This window comes from Mycobacterium sp. E2238, from assembly GCF_001672665.1.
Classification (GTDB): domain Bacteria; phylum Actinomycetota; class Actinomycetes; order Mycobacteriales; family Mycobacteriaceae; genus Mycobacterium.
Map to the genome: position 1 here is coordinate 1 of NZ_LZKF01000054.1, position 16,976 is coordinate 16,976.

General features: G+C 69.9%; 17 protein-coding genes and 2 pseudogenes. 2 read left to right on the top strand and 17 right to left on the bottom strand.

The window, feature by feature from the left end; genetic code table 11:
• Positions 1-98: 98 nt before the first annotated feature.
• Positions 99-563: pseudogene (cmk, locus tag A5711_RS04255) on the top strand ((d)CMP kinase); the annotation flags it as partial.
• 20 nt (positions 564-583) lie between these two features.
• On the opposite strand, the pseudogene A5711_RS27985 reads toward cmk, so the two are convergent.
• The 5 genes and pseudogenes from A5711_RS27985 to A5711_RS04275 all read right to left on the bottom strand — a co-directional run.
• Positions 584-691: pseudogene (locus A5711_RS27985) on the bottom strand ((d)CMP kinase); the annotation flags it as partial.
• Complete coding sequence (locus A5711_RS04260; RefSeq protein WP_067944336.1) at positions 688-1,431, bottom strand: pseudouridine synthase; 744 nt, start codon at positions 1,429-1,431, stop codon at positions 688-690. The gene A5711_RS04260 and the pseudogene A5711_RS27985, both read right to left, overlap by 4 nt.
• Positions 1,431-2,126 carry an SMC-Scp complex subunit ScpB gene (gene scpB, locus A5711_RS04265; RefSeq protein WP_067944338.1) on the bottom strand — a complete coding sequence of 232 codons (696 nt, stop codon included), beginning with the start codon at positions 2,124-2,126 and terminating at the stop codon, positions 1,431-1,433. The genes A5711_RS04260 and scpB overlap by 1 nt, the downstream gene beginning before the upstream one ends.
• Entirely contained in the window at positions 2,127-2,942 is an 816-nt protein-coding gene (locus A5711_RS04270) for a segregation/condensation protein A (RefSeq protein ID WP_067944340.1), read from the bottom strand.
• Complete coding sequence (locus tag A5711_RS04275; protein ID WP_067944342.1) at positions 2,939-3,802, bottom strand: ParA family protein; 864 nt, start codon at positions 3,800-3,802, stop codon at positions 2,939-2,941. The genes A5711_RS04270 and A5711_RS04275 overlap by 4 nt, the downstream gene beginning before the upstream one ends.
• Before the next feature lie 323 nt (positions 3,803-4,125).
• Here A5711_RS04275 and A5711_RS04280 point away from each other — a divergent pair, with 323 nt between their 5' ends.
• On the top strand, positions 4,126-4,878 hold the full coding sequence (locus tag A5711_RS04280) for an O-methyltransferase (RefSeq protein ID WP_067944343.1): 753 nt from the start codon (positions 4,126-4,128) through the stop codon (positions 4,876-4,878).
• Between the two features lie 8 nt (positions 4,879-4,886).
• Here A5711_RS04280 and A5711_RS04285 read toward each other — a convergent pair whose 3' ends face one another.
• The 12 genes from A5711_RS04285 to A5711_RS04340 form a co-directional block, all read right to left on the bottom strand.
• Positions 4,887-5,681: a HugZ family protein gene (locus A5711_RS04285; RefSeq protein WP_067944345.1), complete on the bottom strand. Its 795-nt coding sequence runs from the start codon at positions 5,679-5,681 to the stop codon at positions 4,887-4,889.
• Between the two features lie 37 nt (positions 5,682-5,718).
• Entirely contained in the window at positions 5,719-6,660 is a 942-nt protein-coding gene (gene xerD, locus A5711_RS04290; protein WP_067944347.1) for a site-specific tyrosine recombinase XerD, read from the bottom strand.
• Positions 6,657-7,280: an NUDIX hydrolase gene (locus A5711_RS04295; RefSeq protein WP_067944349.1), complete on the bottom strand. Its 624-nt coding sequence runs from the start codon at positions 7,278-7,280 to the stop codon at positions 6,657-6,659. The genes xerD and A5711_RS04295 overlap by 4 nt, the downstream gene beginning before the upstream one ends.
• Positions 7,273-9,024 carry a CTP synthase gene (locus A5711_RS04300; protein ID WP_067944351.1) on the bottom strand — a complete coding sequence of 584 codons (1,752 nt, stop codon included), beginning with the start codon at positions 9,022-9,024 and terminating at the stop codon, positions 7,273-7,275. Before A5711_RS04300 ends, A5711_RS04295 begins: the two co-directional genes overlap by 8 nt.
• A gap of 121 nt (positions 9,025-9,145) precedes the next feature.
• On the bottom strand, positions 9,146-10,090 hold the full coding sequence (locus tag A5711_RS04305) for a copper transporter (RefSeq protein ID WP_067944353.1): 945 nt from the start codon (positions 10,088-10,090) through the stop codon (positions 9,146-9,148).
• 9 nt (positions 10,091-10,099) lie between these two features.
• Positions 10,100-11,281 carry a putative cytokinetic ring protein SteA gene (gene steA / locus A5711_RS04310; RefSeq protein ID WP_067944355.1) on the bottom strand — a complete coding sequence of 394 codons (1,182 nt, stop codon included), beginning with the start codon at positions 11,279-11,281 and terminating at the stop codon, positions 10,100-10,102.
• A 113-nt stretch (positions 11,282-11,394) separates the two neighbouring features.
• Positions 11,395-13,152: a DNA repair protein RecN gene (recN, locus tag A5711_RS04315; protein ID WP_067944357.1), complete on the bottom strand. Its 1,758-nt coding sequence runs from the start codon at positions 13,150-13,152 to the stop codon at positions 11,395-11,397.
• The gene (locus tag A5711_RS04320) at positions 13,153-14,076 is read right to left on the bottom strand and encodes an NAD kinase (protein WP_067944359.1); all 924 of its coding nucleotides are present in this window, start codon (positions 14,074-14,076) and stop codon (positions 13,153-13,155) included.
• Positions 14,073-14,876 (bottom strand): TlyA family RNA methyltransferase, encoded by an 804-nt coding sequence (locus tag A5711_RS04325; RefSeq protein ID WP_067944361.1) that lies wholly within the window; start codon positions 14,874-14,876, stop codon positions 14,073-14,075. The genes A5711_RS04320 and A5711_RS04325 overlap by 4 nt, the downstream gene beginning before the upstream one ends.
• 8 nt (positions 14,877-14,884) lie before the next feature.
• The gene (locus A5711_RS04330) at positions 14,885-15,067 is read right to left on the bottom strand and encodes a hypothetical protein (protein ID WP_067944363.1); all 183 of its coding nucleotides are present in this window, start codon (positions 15,065-15,067) and stop codon (positions 14,885-14,887) included.
• 23 nt (positions 15,068-15,090) lie between these two features.
• The gene (locus A5711_RS04335; protein WP_067944365.1) at positions 15,091-16,101 is read right to left on the bottom strand and encodes an HAD-IIA family hydrolase; all 1,011 of its coding nucleotides are present in this window, start codon (positions 16,099-16,101) and stop codon (positions 15,091-15,093) included.
• A 1-nt stretch (position 16,102) separates the two neighbouring features.
• Entirely contained in the window at positions 16,103-16,879 is a 777-nt protein-coding gene (locus A5711_RS04340; protein WP_082953566.1) for a tetratricopeptide repeat protein, read from the bottom strand.
• Between the last annotated feature and the right edge of the window lie 97 nt (positions 16,880-16,976).

A 16,976-nucleotide genomic window follows, 5' to 3' on the forward strand; every position in this document is an offset into this window, starting at 1 on the left:
CACCGCGTCGGGCGCGGCGCGCAGCGGCGACACCGCCCGGGTGGAATCTAGATGATCACGCCGACGGACGTCGGCCAACTGTACAAGGCGGTCGGCCTGTGAGCGCTGTGATCGTTGCCATCGACGGGCCCGCCGGGACCGGAAAGTCTTCGGTGTCAAGGGGATTGGCGCGGGCGCTGGGCGCCCGCTACCTGGACACCGGGGCGATGTACCGGATGGTGACACTGGCGGTGCTGCGCGCGGGCGTCGATCCGGCGGACGCCAAAGCCGTCGGGCGGATCGGGTCGACGGCACAGCTGTCGGTGGATGGCGATCGCTACTTCCTTGCCGGAGAGGATGTTTCGGTCGAGATCCGCGGTGACGAGGTGACCCGCGCGGTGTCGGCGGTGTCGTCGGTTTCGGCCGTGCGCGCCCGCCTCGTCGGGCTGCAACGCGAAATGGCCGGGGGGAATGGAAGCGTCGTCGTCGAGGGACGCGACATCGGAACCGTCGTCCTGCCCGACGCGCCCGTGAAGATCTTTCTGACCGCGTCCGCCGGATCGACGCCCGCGCGCAGCACCGCCAGTGTCACCATCCGGTACATCGCCCCGGTGTCCAGGTAGCGGGCGCCCAGCGCCCGCGCCAATCCCCTTGACACCGAAGACTTTCCGGTCCCGGCGGGCCCGTCGATGGCAACGATCACAGCGCTCACAGGCCGACCGCCTTGTACAGTTGGCCGACCTCGCCCTGGTTCAATGCCCGGAAGCTGCCCGGCCTCTGCTTGCCCAACGACACTGGTCCGATGTCGGTGCGCACCAGCGCCTCCACCGGGAAGCCGACCGCGGCCAGCAGCCGGCGCACGATGCGATTGCGCCCTTCGTGCAACACCACGCGCACCAGCGTCTTGCCCGGAATGGCGTCCACGACCGCGAATTCGTCGACGCGCGCGGGGCCGTCGTCCAATTCGATTCCCGCCTTGAGTCTTTTGCCCAGCCCGCGCGGCACCGTACCCGTCACCGTCGCCAGGTATGTCTTGGGCACCTCATGGGAGGGATGCATCAGCCGGTGCGCCAGCTCGCCGTCGTTGGTCAGCAGGATCAGGCCCTCGGTGTCGGCGTCCAACCGCCCGACGTGAAAGAGGTTCTTGTTGCCGCGCACCCGGCGTTCCACCAGGTCGCCGATGCACGGCCGGCCGCGATCGTCCGACATGGTCGAGTGCATGCCCCGCGGCTTGTTCAACGCCAGATACACCAGCGACTCGTCGAGGACCACCCTGGCGCCGTCGACCTTGATCACCGAGGCGTCCGGGTCCACCCGGGTGCCCAACTCGGTCACCACCTGCCCGTCGACCTCGACGCGGCCGTCGATGATCAACTTCTCGGCGGCCCGGCGCGACGCAATTCCGGCTTGGGACAACACCTTCTGCAGGCGGATCCCCTCAGTCTCGACCATCAATCCTGGTCCACGTCGAACGTCAGCGCCTGCTCGGGCGCCTGACCGCCCGACAGCTTGATGAAACGCGGCTCGCTATCCAGGGATTCGCTCAGGTCCTCGATCGTGTCGACGTCGGGCAGCAGCGGGGCGATGTCGGGAAGGTCGGCGAGCGAGGACAACCCCAACCGCTCCAGGAACAGGTCGGTGGTCGCGAACGTCACCGCGCCGGTGTCGTCGTCGACGCCGGCCTCGGTGATCAGGCCGCGCGCCAACAGCGTGCGCATGACGGCGTCCACGTTGACGCCGCGGACCGCGCTGACGCGCGCCCGGGTCACCGGCTGGCGGTAGGCCACCACGGCCAGGGTTTCCAGCGCGGCCCGGGTCAGCTTGGACCGCGCGCCGTCCAGCAGCAGCTTCTCCACGTACGGCGCAAACCTGGAGCGGGTGTACATCCGCCAGCCCTCGCTGGTTTGACGCAGGTCGATGCCGCTGCCGCGTTCGGTGAGTTCGTCGGCCATCTGCTGCAGCCGGGCGGCGACCCGGTAGACGGGTTGCTGCGTGGCCGAGCCCAGCGCCTCGGCGGTGACCGGCGTGTCGACCACCAGCAGCAGCGCCTCCAGCACGGAGCCGAGTTCCTCGGCGTCCATGGGCGTCGCCTCGGCGATCTCCGGGATACCCGCGTCGAGATCGACGTCGGGCTCGTACTCAGTCATCTATTCGTCCCGCACTTCTACCAAGGCTTCGCTGGCCGGACGTTCCCCGGTCCAAGAAATCTGGAGCACGCCAAGGGGCTCCGACTGGTCGAATGCTACCGCCCGGCTCCGATACAGCTCGAGCAGCGCCAGGAAGCGCCCGACGACCTCCATCGGCGCCTCGCAGTCGGCGACCAGCTCGGAAAACGTCGCCCAGTGCCCGCTGCCGCGGGATTCCAGGATCGCCAGCAACTTCTTGGCCTGCTCGGGCACCGAGACGGCCACCTCGTGCAGGTGCCCGATGGCCACCGAGGGCACGGGACGCGGGCTGAACGCGATCGCGGCGATCTGGGCGAAGCGTTCGGCGTCGACGCCGAGCATCACCTCCGGCAACAGCTCGGTGAACCGGTCCTCCAGCGCCACGGCGCGCGGGTAACTGCGCAGCGCCGTGGCCTCCAGCTCGGCGAACATCTCCGCGACGTGCTTGAACGCGCGGTACTGCAGCAGCCGGGCGAACAGCAGGTCGCGCACCTCCAGCAGCGCCAGGTCCTCCTCGTCGTCGATCTGCCCGGCCGGCAGCAGCCGGGCGGCCTTGAGGTCGAGCAGGGTCGCGGCGACCACCAGGAACGCGGTCGTCTCCTCCAGGTCCAGCTGGGAGCCGATCTCGCGGGTGTAGGCGATGAAGTCGTCGGTGACCTGGTGCAGCGCCACCTCGGTGACGTCGAGGCGGTGGGCGAAGATCAGCTGCAGCAGCAGATCGAACGGCCCCTCGAAGTTGGTCAGGCGGACTTGAAAGCCGTTCTTGGGTGGCGCCTCACCATTTGCGCTGGCCGTCACGCGCCGAATCGGTCGATGAACTCGCGGGCCAGGGCGCGGTAGGCCACGGCGCCCGTCGAGCGCGGGGCCCAGGTGGTGATGGGTTCGCCGGCCACGCTGGTCTCGGGGAATCGGACGGTTCGGGTGATGACGGTGTCGAACACCAGGTCGCCGAACCGCTCCACCACGCGGGCCATCACCTCGCGCGAGTTGACGGTGCGTGGGTCGTAGCGGGTCAGCAGGATTCCGCTGATCTCCAGCTTCGGGTTGAGGCGGTCGCGTACCTTGTCGACGGTGTCGGTCAGCAGCGCCAGGCCGCGCAGCGAGAAGAACTCGCACTCGGTGGGTATCACAACGCCGTCCGAGCAGGCCAGACCGTTCACGGTGAGCAAGCCGAGCGACGGCTGGCAATCGATCAGGACGTAGTCGTAGCGGTCCAGCACCGGATGCAACGCACGGCCCAGTGTCTGCTCGCGGCCCACCTCGTTGACCAGCTGGATCTCGGCGGCGGACAGGTCGATGTTGCTGGGCACCAAGTCCAGGTATTTGATCCGGGTCTGCATCAGCACGTCGTCGATCGAGACGCGCGGCTCGACCAGCACGTTGTGGATGGTCTTCTCCAGCTCGTAGTGCGGCACACCGAGCCCGGCGGAGAGCGCGCCCTGCGGGTCCATGTCCACCAGCAGCACCCGCCGGCCGTATTCGGCGAGCGCGGCGCCCAGGTTGATCGTCGACGTGGTTTTCCCGACGCCGCCCTTCTGGTTGCACATCGCGACGACCTGGGCCGGGCCGTGCGAGGTGCGCGGCTGCGGTTCCGGGATCGCCCGCGGCGGCCGCCCGGTCAGACCGAGCTCGACGCCGCTGTCCGGCTGCTCAGTCATGGCGGGGGTGTTCGGGAGGTGAACATCGACCGAAAGTCTAACGGGTTCAAGCGCCGAAGCCGGGCGACCCGCAGGGCGTTTCACCAGGGAATCTCACCGAATTTACGCTGGTAGCGCGCCTGGCGGCGGTAATTGTTAACAGCAGTCACACCAGCACCACTGGGGCGGTGGTGGGCGGTTTTCCAACTTGATATCGCGGGCGATATCGCGGCGGTGGGCGTCGCGCCGAGATTGCCGTGCGGGCTGTGATTCCGGTGCCGCGACGACCTTGGCGGCAATCTGGGCGCCCGCTGCCCGGCGCCCGCCCGCACTACTGTGGCGTCATGGACCTGAAGCGACGAATTCCCCTGCTGCGATGGTCGGTCTGGCGGATGGCGACGGGCGCGCGCAACATCACCACGACGGGTCAGATCGGCGACGGGCGCGAAGCCGCCGCGGTGGACTACGTCCTGCGCAACGCCAAGGCCGGCGACATCGACGACGTGCTGGCCACCATCGACAGGTTCGCCTACGAGAAGTCGATGCTGATCAACGTCGGCGACGAGAAGGGCCGGCTCCTCGACGCCGCGGTGCGCCGCGCCGACCCGGCGGTGGCGCTGGAGTTGGGCACCTACGTCGGATACGGCGCGCTGCGCATCGCCCGCGCCGCCCCGAACGCCACGGTGTACTCCGTCGAACTCGCCGAGGCCAACGCCGCCAACGCCCGGCGCATCTGGGCCCACGCCGGCGTCGCCGACCGGGTGACGTGTGTCGTCGGCACCATCGGTGACGGCGGGCGCACCCTGGACGCGCTGGCCAACGAGCACGGGTTCGCCTCGAGCGCCCTCGACTTCGCGTTCCTCGACCACGACAAGGACGCCTACCTCGACGACCTGCACAGCATCATGGCGCGGGGCTGGCTGCGCCCGGGCGCGATCGTGGTCGCCGACAACGTCCGGGTGCCGGGCGCGCCGAAGTACCGCGAGTACATGCGCCGGCAGCAGGGCAATCAATGGAACACCGTCGAGCACAAGACGCACCTGGAATACCAGTCGCTGGTGTCCGACCTGGTGCTGGAGTCCGAGTACCTGGGTTAGGTCGGCGCTCAGCTTTCGGCCGCGTGCGCCAATTCCGCTGTGGCCGAACGCAATTGATCAGCGGAGTCCAGCCGCACCGGAAAGCCAACCCTGGTGTAGGCCACCCCGCGGGGAGTGTGCACCCGCAGGTCCAAGCCGTAGCGGTCGACGCCGGTGCAGACCGCGCTGTCGGTGTCGGGGTAGCCGCCGAACGCCCGGGCCATCGCCGCGAGGGCGCCTGCGTGGTCGGCGTTGAGATGGGCGATGGCCCGGACCGCAGCGGGCGCAACCGGATCCGGCGAGGCGGCGGCATACTGTTCGCCGCCGGCCGAGTCCATTCGGCCATACCCGCCTACCCAACGCACCCGCTGAACTTTGAGCACCCACAACGTGAAGTCGCTGAAGTCGAGGTAGTAACGCGCAGCCGGCACCGCATTCAGGTAAGCCGCCCGAGCGGCGTCCCGTTCGGTGTCCGGCTGGCCGACCACGCCTGCCAACGTGATTCGATGGCCGGCGAGCGGATCGGGGTCGCTGGTCGCCCCCACGATGGACAGGCTGGCTCTCGGCTCGGCAGCCAAGTTGCGGCCGTGCTCGGCCAAATTCGAGACGCAGAGCACGGGCATCCCCCCGAGCAGTCCATAGGCCACCAATGACGCCCACGGGTCGCCTTCGGCGGTCAACGTGGCGAGTGTGGCGGCATTGGTAGCGGCGGCGATCGTGCGGGCCTCCTCCGCCGCGGACGGACGAGCGGAGTTGGTCGGGGGCCGCAACGGCTGGGGCATCGAAGGCGCGCCGCCGGGGTCGCCATGATCGCGAATCGCCACGAATACGAGGTTACCGCAGCAACATTGGCGATCCCGATTACTGTGCGCGCGGATGCGCTTCCGCCCACACCTCGCGCAGCGCGTGCACGGTGACCATCGTGTAGATCTGCGTCGTCGTCACCGAGGCGTGGCCCAGCAACTCCTGCACGACGCGCACGTCGGCGCCGCCCTCGAGCAGGTGGGTGGCGAACGAGTGCCGCAGCATGTGCGGCGATACGCCCGACGTGATCCCGGCGCGCTCCGCGGCGTCCTGCAGGACCTGCCACGCGCTCTGCCGCGACAGCCGGCCGCCGCGCACATTGAGGAAGATGGCCGGTATTCCGCGGCCGCGGCGGGCCAGGTCCGGTCGGCCACGCACCAGATAAGCGTCCAGCGCGTGCACGGCGGGCCGCCCGATCGGCACCAGCCGCTGCTTGCCGCCCTTGCCGCGCAGCAGCACCGACCTGGCCCGGGTATCGACGTCGTCGACGTCGAGTCCGACGGCCTCGGAGATGCGCGCCCCGGTCGAGTAGAGAAGCTCCAGCAGCGTCCGGTTGCGTAGCGTGAGCGGGCCGTCGGACGCGCTGTCGCCGCCCGCGCCGTCCAGCAGCGCCAGGACCTGGTCGATGGTCAGACTCTTGGGGAGCCGACGGCCCGGGGTGGGCGGGCGGACCGCGCGCGCCACGTCCAGCTCGGCGAGGCCTTCGGCCGCGGCGAATCGGTGTAAGCCGCGCACCGCGATCAGGGCCCGCGCCGCCGACACCGCGGACAGCGCCGGGCTTCCCGAGTCGGGGTCGCCGCGCCGCAACGCCACCAGGAATTCGCTCACGTCGTCCTCGCCCACCTTGGCGATGTCGTGAATCCCGCGGTCCGACAGGTGCTTGGCGTAGCGGCGCAGGTCGCGCCGATAGGAGCTGAGGGTGTTCGCCGCGACGCCCCGTTCGATCGTGAGGTGGTCGAGGTAGCCCTGCACTTGGGTGTCCAGGGCCACCGTTGTCATTGGGTGGCCTTCCGTGCGACGAACGCCGTCGGCTTGTCGGCCCACGGGCTGTCCACCGGCCGCGGCTCGGCGACGCCCTCGGTTACCACGTGAGCGGCCAGAATCCCGGCAATCGCAATGGAATTCACGATCTCACCGCTGAACACCTGGCGGACCGCCTCGGCGACGGGAACCCAGCGCATCGTCATGTCGGCTTCCTCGTGATGTGCCTCCGGGCGCTGTACTTCGGTCAGCTCGGTGGCCAGATACACCCGCACCGATTCGTCGCTGAAGCCCGGCGCGGAATTCAGGTCGACCAGCACCTGCCATGTGCCGGCCCGCAGGCCGACCTCCTCCTGGAGTTCACGGGCCGCCGTCTGCTGCGGCGGCTCCCCCACCACATCCAGCAACCCGGCCGGCAGCTCCCACAATCGCCGGCCGAACGCGTGGCGGTATTGGTAGACCATCGCGATCTCGTCGTCTTCGCTCAACGCCACAATGGCGACGGCCCCGTAATGCTCGACGACTTCGCGAATCGCGGTGGTACCGCCCGGCATTCGGACCTGGTCACTGCGCAGCGCGAAAATCTTTCCCGTGTACAGCGTTTCGGATGACGCCGTCTCGAAATCGTGTTCAGCCACGGGCAGCGGGCTCAGGCAACGACTGGCTGACGCCGTCCCGCTGCTGGTTGCCGTTGGAGCCGTGCTCGGGAATCTCCACCGGCAGCAGCTCGCCCGACTGGTAGTCGAGGGCCGCCCCGACGAACGCGACGAACAACGGGTGCGGCCGGGTGGGCCGGCTCTTCAGCTCCGGGTGGGCCTGGGTGCCGACGATGAACGGATGCACCTCCGGCGGGTATTCGACGAACTCCACCAGGTGCCCGTCGGGTGAGGTTCCGGAGAACCGCAGGCCGCTCTCGGCGATCTTGTCGCGGTAGGAGTTGTTGACCTCGTAGCGGTGCCGGTGCCGCTCCGACACCTGCGTGGTGTCGTACGCCCGCGCGACGATCGAATCCGGCTGCAGCACGGCGGGATAGGCACCCAGCCGCATGGTGCCACCCAGGTCCGCCTGGCCCGCCACGATGTCGACCTGGTCGGCCATCGTGGAGATGACCGGATCCGGTGTCTCGGGGTCGAACTCGGCCGAGTTGGCCCGGTCGAGCCCCGCCGAGCGCGCGGCTTCGATCACGATGCACTGCAGGCCGAGGCACAGGCCCAGCACCGGCAGCCCGCGCGAGCGCGCGTAGCGGATGGCGCCGATCTTGCCCTCGATCCCGCGGATGCCGAAGCCGCCGGGGATCAGCACGCCGTGCACGTCACCAAGGGCCGCCGTCGCGCCCGCCGCGGTCTCGCAGTCGTCGGAGGCCACCCATTGCATCTCCACCTTGGCGTGGTGCTTGAAACCACCGGCGCGCAACGCCTCGGTGACCGACAGGTAGGCGTCGGAGAGTTCAACGTACTTGCCCACCAGGGCAATCCGTACGGTTTCGTGCGGCTCGTGCACCCGGCGCAGCAGGTCGTCCCACTCGGTCCAGTCGACGTCGCGGAACGGCAGGTTGAGCCGGCGCACCACGTACGCGTCGAGTTCCTCGCGGTGCAGCCGCTTCGGGATGTCATAGATCGACGGCGCGTCCGGGGTGGAGATGACGCCGTCGATGTCGACGTCACACATCAGCGCGATCTTGTTCTTCAGCGCTTCGGGCACGTCCCGGTCGCAGCGCAGGATCAGCGCGTCCGGCGTGATACCGATGCTGCGCAGCGCCGCCACGGAGTGCTGGGTGGGCTTGGTCTTGAGTTCGCCCGACGGAGCCAGGTACGGCACCAGCGAGACGTGCAGGAAGAAGACGTTCTCCCGGCCCAGGTCGTGGCGGACCTGGCGCGCCGCCTCCAGGAACGGCTGCGACTCGATATCGCCGACGGTGCCGCCGATCTCGGTGATGACCACGTCCGGGCGGTTGCCCTGGGCGTCCGGCTGGGCCATCGCCAGGATCCGGCTCTTGATCTCGTCGGTGATGTGCGGGATCACCTGCACGGTGTCACCGAGGTATTCGCCGCGGCGCTCCTTGGCGATGACCGTCGAATACACTTGGCCCGTCGTGACATTCGCCGAGCCGGACAGGTCGCGATCCAGGAACCGCTCGTAGTGGCCGACATCGAGGTCGGTCTCGGCGCCGTCCTCGGTGACGAACACCTCGCCGTGCTGGAACGGGTTCATGGTGCCCGGGTCGACGTTGAGGTACGGATCGAGCTTTTGCATCGTCACGTACAACCCGCGGGCCGTCAGTAGCTGACCGAGGCTGCTAGCGGTAAGACCCTTGCCCAGAGAGGACGCGACGCCCCCGCTGACGAAGAGGTGCTTGGTGGCGGTTTGCGGGTGCTTTCGCACAGGCGGCCTCCGTGAAGACGGGCAGGGCGTCGAATGTTCTAGCGAATAACTAGTTGGGCCTGCCGACCCACGGAAACCCACCCTAACATCCACGACCGAAGTGTCGCGGCGAACACGCCCGCTACTGAGGCACCGTGATCGATGTCGCGCCGTGACCGGTGCCGTACTGACCGGCGTGGCCGCCGTTCATCAGGTCGTGCAGGCCCAGCACCGCGGTGATGCGGCCGGGCGCGGTGTCGACGTCGTCGACGGTGCTGACCGCCGAGTTCATTCCGGCGTCGGCGCGCGTCACCGCGACCGCGGCGCCGCCGGTCGCCGAACCGTCCCGCCCGGCCAGCAGGGTGCCCGAGCCGTGCGGCGCCAGCGCGGCGGCGAACCGGGCGACGCTGACGCCCTGATTGCCGGCGTCCTGGGGAAGCGCGCCACCGGTGACGACCAGCGCGGCATTTGCCGCGCCCAGGTGATCGCTCGGCTGATAGGTGATGAAACCCGTGTCGCGCAGCGCCGCCAGCACGGTGTCGCGCTGCGGCTCGTCGACCGGCGGGATCGCCGGGTTGGCGTTGATCAGCAGCGCGATGCCCATCAGGTCGCCGGCCTGCGAGCCCTGGTCGACGAGCTTGGTGCTCAATTGCTGACCGGCGGGCAGAATCGACGAGTTCACCACGGTCTGCAGCTTCTCCGCGGAATTGGCCTCGACGAATTCGCTCGTCAACGACACGGTTCCGGTCACCGCGCCGCCGGCCTGGCCGATGAACTTCGACACCGCGGCCATGTCGTCGTCTTTGGCGTCCGGGGTACGAAACACCACGACCGACTTGCCGGCGAGCGCGTCGTGCACGATCCGGCCGACCAATTGGGTGTCGAAATTGTTTGCCGCGCTGAGCTTCTCATTCAGCACGTTCTTCTGGTCGTTGAGCCCGTTGATCTGCGTGTGCAGGTCCCGCTTCTCGTCACGCAGGCTGGACAGCAGGGTGTCGGACAGGAAACCGGATCCGAGCACGACTCCCACGGCCAACGCCAGAAACACGGCGGCCAGCGATAAAGCGTGTTGGCGTAGCGAGATCATCTTCGGCCCCTAGCTCACCAAGTGCTGAACCCAGAGCGAGAAGTGGTTCCAGTAGTCGGTGACCCAGTGCAGCACCAGGCCGTCGGTGCGGGACACCCACAGGGCGACGATGACGGCGATCAGCATCGTCAGCGCCAGCAGCGCGATGGCGCCCGCCGAGATGTGGTTGCGGTACAGCGTGGCCACGGCCTTGGCGTCCACCACCTTCTCCCCCACCCGAAGCCTGGTCAGGAACGTCGAGGGGTTGCTGTGCGCACGCGTCCGGTCGAAGAACGTCTCGATGTTGGCGGTGTGGCCGGCGGTCACGAGCAGCGCGGCGCCGTGGTGATCGGCCAGCAGCAGGGCCAGGTCGATCGCCGAGCCCGCGGCCGGGAATGTCATCGCCCCGACACCGAGGTCCTGGATGCGCTCCAGACCGGGCGCGTGGCCGTCGGCGTCGGCGGGCAGGACGACCTGGGCGCCGCACTTGAGGGCGTCGGCACTGATCTGGTCGGGGTCGCCGACGATGACCTGGGGGCGATAGCCCGCCTTGCGCAACACATCCGCGCCGCTGCCCACGCCGAAGAGCACCGGCTGATACTCCTTGATGAACGGCTTGAGGGACTTCAGGTCCTCCTCGGCACTGGGCTCGTCGGCGACGATCACCACGTGCCGGCGGCGCAGGTCGACGTCGATGTCGGGAATGCCGATGCCGTCGATCAACAGCGGGCTTTCGCTCTTGATGAACTCGATCGTGTTGCCGGCGAAGGCCTCCAGGTGCGCGGACAGGCCGCTCTTGGCCTCCCGCATCAGGTCGGCAATGTCGTGATCGGTGCGCTCGGTGCCGCGGACCAGCCTGCGGTCGCCGGAGTACACCCCGCCCTCGTGCAGCCGGATCTTGGCGCCGTCCTTCACCTTCTTGAAGATGTCCGGCCCGGTCTCGTCGATCAGGGTGACCCCGTTGTTGACCAGCACCTCCGGGCCCATGTTGGGGTAGCGGCCCGAGACCGACGGCGAGGCGTTGACGACCGCGGCGATATCGGCCTCCACCAGGGCGTCCGCCGTGATGCGGTCCAAATCCAGGACGTCGAGCACCACGATGTCGCCGGGGCACACCCTGCGCAGCAATCGGTCGATGTTCCGGTCCACCCGGGCGGTGCCGACAAGGCCCGGCCGGGTGGTGTTACGGGTTAGCAGGCCTGACATCTTCATGGGGGCGATTCTGTCGGTGATGCAAGGAGGACGCGTGGAGGCGCGCCGTAACACCAGCCTCAGAAGTTATCTAGAGTCCCATTAGTCACATCTGTATTAAGGGTTCCCGACGGTTAGATCTCATCCTTCTGCGCCGCGTCGAGCAGTTCGCGGGCGTGCGCACGGCCGCTGTCGGATTCGCCCAGCCCGGCCATCATCCGCGCCAATTCGGCGACGCGCTCGTCGCCGGCGACCCGCCGCACCACGCTGGTCCCCTTGGGCCCGGCGCTGTGCACCACCAGGTGCACGTCGGCGTAGGCCGCGACCTGCGGCAGGTGCGTGACCACGATGACCTGGTGGGTGCGCGCCAGCCGCGCCAACCGCCGCCCGATCTGCACCGCGGCCCGGCCGCCGACGCCGGCGTCGACCTCGTCGAACACCATGGTGGTGCCCGCGGCGGAGGCGGCCAGCACCACTTCCAGCGCCAGCATCACCCGGGACAGTTCGCCGCCGGACGCGCTCTTGGCCAGCGGCAGCTGGTCCATCCCGCGGTGCGCCGCGAATCCGAACTCCACCTCATCGACACCGTCGGCACCGGCGCGGGCCAGCTCGCCCGACGGCAGCACGAGCGCGGCCGGGTCGTCCTTGTCGGCGGCCGCGTCGTTGCTGACGTCGATGGTGAACTGCGCGTCGGCCATCGCCAGCCCGGACAGCTCGGCGGTGATCTCCTTGGCGAGCCGCTTGGCGGCCTTGCGCCGGATGCCGCTGAGATCGACTGCGGCTTGGGCCAACTCACGCGCGAGCTCGTCGACGCGGGCGGCCAGCGCCGTCAGGCCTTCCTCGGAGACGTCCAGCTGGGCCAGCCGTTGCCGCGACTCCTCGGCCCAGCGGAGCACCCCGTCGACATCCGCGGCGTACTTGCGGGTCAGCGTGCGCAGTTCGGCCTGCCGGGCCAGCTTGGCTTCCAGCGCGCTGGCGTCGACCGGCAGCTCGTCCAGGAAGCCACTGAGTTCGCCGGCCACATCGGTGACCAACGTGAGCGCCTCACCGACCTGCCCGGCCAGCGGCCGGAGCTTCGCGTCGTCGGTCGATTCCAGGGCGGCACGGGCCCGCCCCAGGCTGTCGGCGGCGCTGTTTCCGGAGGCGTCCGCGTCGTCGGGCGCCCCGGAGAGCGCCGCGTGCGCGGTGATCGCGGCCTCGCGCAGCGTGTCCAGTTCGGAGAGCCGCACGATGTCGGCGACCAGCGCATCGTCCTCGCCCGGTTGCGGGTCGACCGTGTCAATTTCGTTGAGCGCGAAGGTGAGTCGGTCGGATTCGAGGGCGAGCTCGCGCATGCGGTTCCGGCGGTCGACGAGGTCATGCCGCGCGGTGAGCCAGGCGTCGCGCAGTTTGCGATAGCGCTCGAGCGCGGGGCCGGCCTTCGCGAACCGGTCCAGCGCGCCGCGTTGCTCCTCGGGCCGCATCAGCCGCAGCTGGTCGTTCTGCCCGTGCAGGGTGAGCAGCTCCGCGGTGAAGTCGCCCAGGGACTTGGCGGGCACGCTGCGACCCCCGAGATAGGCCCGCGACGGCCCGTCGCGGCTGACCGAGCGCAGCGCGATCACGCTGCCGTCCTCGTCGCGCTCCGCTCCCGACGCGTCCAGCATCTCGTCCAGCAGCGCGACCGCGGCGTCCTCGAGATCCGTTGTGACGAAACGGCCCTCGACGACGGCGCGGTCGGCGCCCGATCGCACCCGGGTCGCATCGGCGCGGGCGCCCCCGAGCAGGTGCAGCCCGGTCACCACCATGGTCTTGCCGGTGCCGGTCTCGCCGGTCAGCACGGTCAGGCCGCGATCGAACTCCCCGACCGCCGCGCTGATGGCCCCCAGCGACTCGATGCGGATTTCGGTCAGCATCTACTTTCCACGCCACCCGGTGACCGGCAAGCGGAACTTTCGCACCAAACGGTCGGTGAACGGCGCGCTGTCCAACCGCGCCCATTTCACCGGTGTGTCGCAACGCCTTACCTCGATCCGGCTGCCGGCCGGGATCAGCATCTCGCGGCGGCCGTCGCAGAACACCAGGGCGTCGTGGCCGTCCGCCTCGATCTCGATCGCGATGGTCGCATTGGGGCTGGTGACCATCGGCCGGCCGAACAGCGCGTGAGCGTTGTTGGGCACCACCAGGATTGCCTCGAGGTCCGGCCATAACACCGGGCCGCCCGCGGAGAACGCGTAGGCGGTCGACCCGGTGGGCGTCGACACCAGCACGCCGTCGCACCCGAACGCCGACACCGGCCGCCCGTCGATCTCGACGACAACCCCCAGTACGCCCAGTCGCGGACCCTTCTCCAGGCTGACCTCGTTGAGCGCCCATCCGTGCTCGATTTCGCGACCGCCCGCGCGCACGACCACGTCCAGCGTCAGGCGGTCTTCCACCCGATAGTCCTTGGCGACAACGTGATCCAGCACCCTGTCGATGGCCTCCGCCTCGGCCTCGGCCAAGAAACCGATTCGCCCCAGGTTGACGCCCAGCACGGGGATCCCGGCATTGCGGGCCAGTTCGGCCGCGCGCAGGAACGTGCCGTCCCCACCGAGCACCAGCACCAGTTCGCAGCCTTCGGCGGCCTGCGGGTCCGCGTCGACCACCTGGATTTCCACGCCCATCGCCCGGATGTCGTCGGGAGCCACCTGCAGCGACCCGCGGTCGACCGCCTCGGCGGATAGGACGCGGAGCCCGATATCGTTGTCCCCCAACACTTTCTGTACGCGCGCCGCCGTGTCGGTGGCTTCTTCGCGACCGGTGTGGACCACCAGCAGCACGGTGCGATGCTCGCTCATTGCGGCCCCTCGTCTACGGCGCGCCGCACCGCTGCCACCAGCTCGTCGTCCGTCAATCCGGTCTGGCCGCGCAGCCACAGGAAGTATTCGACGTTGCCCGACGGGCCGGGCAGCGGGCTTGCGGTGACCCCGACGGTGTGCCAGCCCAGCTCGCCGGCGCGCCGTGCCACCGCGAGCACGGCGTCGGCACGTAGGGCGGGGTCGTGCACCACTCCGCCGGCGCCCACCTGGCCCCGGCCCACCTCAAACTGCGGCTTCACCATGGGAACGATATCCGCAGTGGGGGAAGCACATCCAGCCAGCGCGGGCAATACGGTGGCGAGCGAAATGAACGACAGGTCGGCCACGATGAGGTCGACCGGCCCGCCGATCGCCTCGATGGACAGGTCGCGGGCGTTGGTTCGCTCGACGACGACCACCCGCGGGTCGCAGCGCAGCGACCACGCCAGCTGCCCGTATCCGACATCCACAGCGACCACCTCGGCGGCCCCGCGATCCAGCAGAACCTCGGTGAACCCACCCGTCGACGCCCCCGCGTCCAGGCAGCGGCGACCCGCCACCGGAATTCCAAAGGTGTCCAGGGCGCCGATCAGCTTGTGCGCACCGCGGGAGACCCAGCCCCGTTCGCCGTCGTCGGCGACGGTCAGGGCCGCGGTGACGGCGACGGCCGTGCCCGGCTTGCGGGCCGGCAGGCCGTCGATGCTGACCCGTCCGGCGCCGATCAACTCGGCCGCCTGCTGGCGCGATCGCGCGAGTCCGCGCCGAACCAGCTCGGCGTCGACGCGGGCGCGGCGAGACATGCGCGCACTCAGCCCTTCTCCGCCGACTCCAGCGCGGCAAGCAGCACGTCGTGCGCCTCGGAAAGGCGGCGGGCTATGTCTTCGAGCTCCGTGAGCGACGGGTTCCCGGGGCTTTCCGGAGCCCCGGGCTCGGGCAGCCGGGCCAGCAGGGCGTCGATTTCGGCACGAATTTGTTCGGGATCGGTAGTCATTGCGCTCTTACGCTAGTCATCCGTCAGTCGCTGCGCACCAAAGACCAGCGTTGCAACGCGGCACGGGCCCGGTCGTCGGCCGCCTCGATGCTGATGAGCCGCCCGTCCGAGCGCGCACCCCAGACCGCGCTGGCGACCGCCCGGACGATCGAGAGCCCGTCGCCGTCGTCGGGGCCGTCGCCGCGGACGACGACCGCCCGCTCGTCGACGTCGACACGCCAGCCCGGCTGCGGCCCGACCGCGAGCTGGTCGCCGTCGGAGTGCAGGGCGCGCAAGTCGTGGCCGATGTAGGTGGGCCGGTGCGCGGGGTCGGCGTACACGGCGTCCCGGGCCGAGCTGACGCCGGTGAGCACCATCAGGCTGGGCAGGTCGGCCGCGTTGGCGCCCTCGATGTCGGTGTCGAGCCGGTCGCCGACCACCAGGGGCGCGCGGAAATCACCGCGCGCCGCCGCGTCGGTCAGCAGCCCGGGCGCCGGCTTGCCCGCGACCTGGGGCTCGGCGCCGGTGGCCGCGCGCAGCGCGGCGACGAAGGAGCCGTTCCCGGGTAGCAGGCCCCGCTCGGTGGGCAGCGTCGGATCGATGTTGGCCGCCACCCACAACGCGCCGGACCGAATGGCGAGCGCGGCCTCGGCGAGGTCCGGCCAGCCGATGGTCATCGACAGGCCCTGGACGACCGCGACCGGTTCGTCGTCATACCTGCGCACCGGCCGCAGCCCGACCGTCTTGACCTCGTCGGCCAGCGCGTCGGTGCCCACGATCAGCACCGGTGACCCCGCCGGCAGCTGGTCGGCCAGCAGCCGGGCCGCGCTCTGCGCGCTGGTGGCGACGTCGTCGGCGGTGGCGGTGAAGCCGAGTTCGGTCAGGTGCGCCGCGACCTCGGCGGCGCTGCGCGACGCGTTGTTGGTGACGAAGAACGCGCGGCTGCTCACCTCGGCCAGCGCCTGCACCGCACCTTCGGTGGGTTTGCGGCCGCGAAACAACGTCCCATCCAGGTCGAGCAGCAGGCAATCGTATTGGCTTGCAACGCTGGTCATCTCAGCCCAGCTCGCTTACCCGGTCTTCGGCGTCGGTGACGCCTTCGACGTCGGCGGCGGCCGAGCGCAGGAACCATTGCAGCGCTTCGTCATTGCGCCCGAGCGCCAGCAGGGTGTCCGCGTAGGCGTAGAACAACCGCGCCGCCGTCGAGCCCCGGCGGCCGGGATCCAGTTGCGGCGTGGACAAGACGGTCAGCGCTTGCTCCAGCTGGCCGAGGTCCGCACGCGCGCCGGCGGCGACGATGCGCAGCTCGTCGGCGTCGTCGCCCTGGAGCTGGGCCGCCTCCGGTCCGCGGGCGAGTTCGATCGCCCGTTCCGGGCGGCCAAGTCCGCGTTCGCAATCCGCGATCAGGGCGAGCAGGTTGGACTTGCTGCCCATCCTGCGGGCCGCGCGCAATTCGGCCAGCGCCTGGGCCCAGTCGCCGCAGTGATAGGCGGCGATGCCGACCGCCTCCCGAATCGCGGCGATCCTGCTGGACCGGGCGCGCGCCGCGCGGGCGTGACTGAGCGCGGCCTCCGGGTCCTCGTCGAGCAACTCACCCGCCGCGACCAGGTGGCGTGCCACCGCGTCGGCCGTGGCCCGGTCCAAGGTGCTGAGCTCGCCCCGGATTTCGGGCGCCAACTGCCGGGCCTCCACGCCCGGCGGTATCGGCGGCCCGGGCTCCGGCGCGCGGTGGCCGTCGGGCTGCTGCGGCTGAGCCGGTCGCGCGCGGCCGGGCCCCGACCAGCCGCCGGATGTGCGCGGGCGCCGTTCACCGCGCTGCCTGTCGTCGACCACGCAGCCGAGGATACGGGGGCCCCGCGCGCTAGTACGCCGTGAGCCGGTTCTGCAGCAGCGGCGCGATCACCGCCGGGCAGTAATTCGCGACGGCGAC

Coding starts and splice junctions, on each gene's coding strand:
- A5711_RS04260 (WP_067944336.1), bottom strand. CDS start 1,431: ATGGTCGAGACTGAGGGGATCCGCCTGCAGAAGGTGTTGTCCCAAGCC.
- scpB (WP_067944338.1), bottom strand. CDS start 2,126: ATGACTGAGTACGAGCCCGACGTCGATCTCGACGCGGGTATCCCGGAG.
- A5711_RS04275 (WP_067944342.1), bottom strand. CDS start 3,802: ATGACTGAGCAGCCGGACAGCGGCGTCGAGCTCGGTCTGACCGGGCGG.
- A5711_RS04280 (WP_067944343.1), top strand. CDS start 4,126: ATGGACCTGAAGCGACGAATTCCCCTGCTGCGATGGTCGGTCTGGCGG.
- xerD (WP_067944347.1), bottom strand. CDS start 6,660: ATGACAACGGTGGCCCTGGACACCCAAGTGCAGGGCTACCTCGACCAC.
- A5711_RS04305 (WP_067944353.1), bottom strand. CDS start 10,090: ATGATCTCGCTACGCCAACACGCTTTATCGCTGGCCGCCGTGTTTCTG.
- steA (WP_067944355.1), bottom strand. CDS start 11,281: ATGAAGATGTCAGGCCTGCTAACCCGTAACACCACCCGGCCGGGCCTT.
- recN (WP_067944357.1), bottom strand. CDS start 13,152: ATGCTGACCGAAATCCGCATCGAGTCGCTGGGGGCCATCAGCGCGGCG.
- A5711_RS04320 (WP_067944359.1), bottom strand. CDS start 14,076: ATGAGCGAGCATCGCACCGTGCTGCTGGTGGTCCACACCGGTCGCGAA.
- A5711_RS04325 (WP_067944361.1), bottom strand. CDS start 14,876: ATGTCTCGCCGCGCCCGCGTCGACGCCGAGCTGGTTCGGCGCGGACTC.
- A5711_RS04330 (WP_067944363.1), bottom strand. CDS start 15,067: ATGACTACCGATCCCGAACAAATTCGTGCCGAAATCGACGCCCTGCTG.
- A5711_RS04335 (WP_067944365.1), bottom strand. CDS start 16,101: ATGACCAGCGTTGCAAGCCAATACGATTGCCTGCTGCTCGACCTGGAT.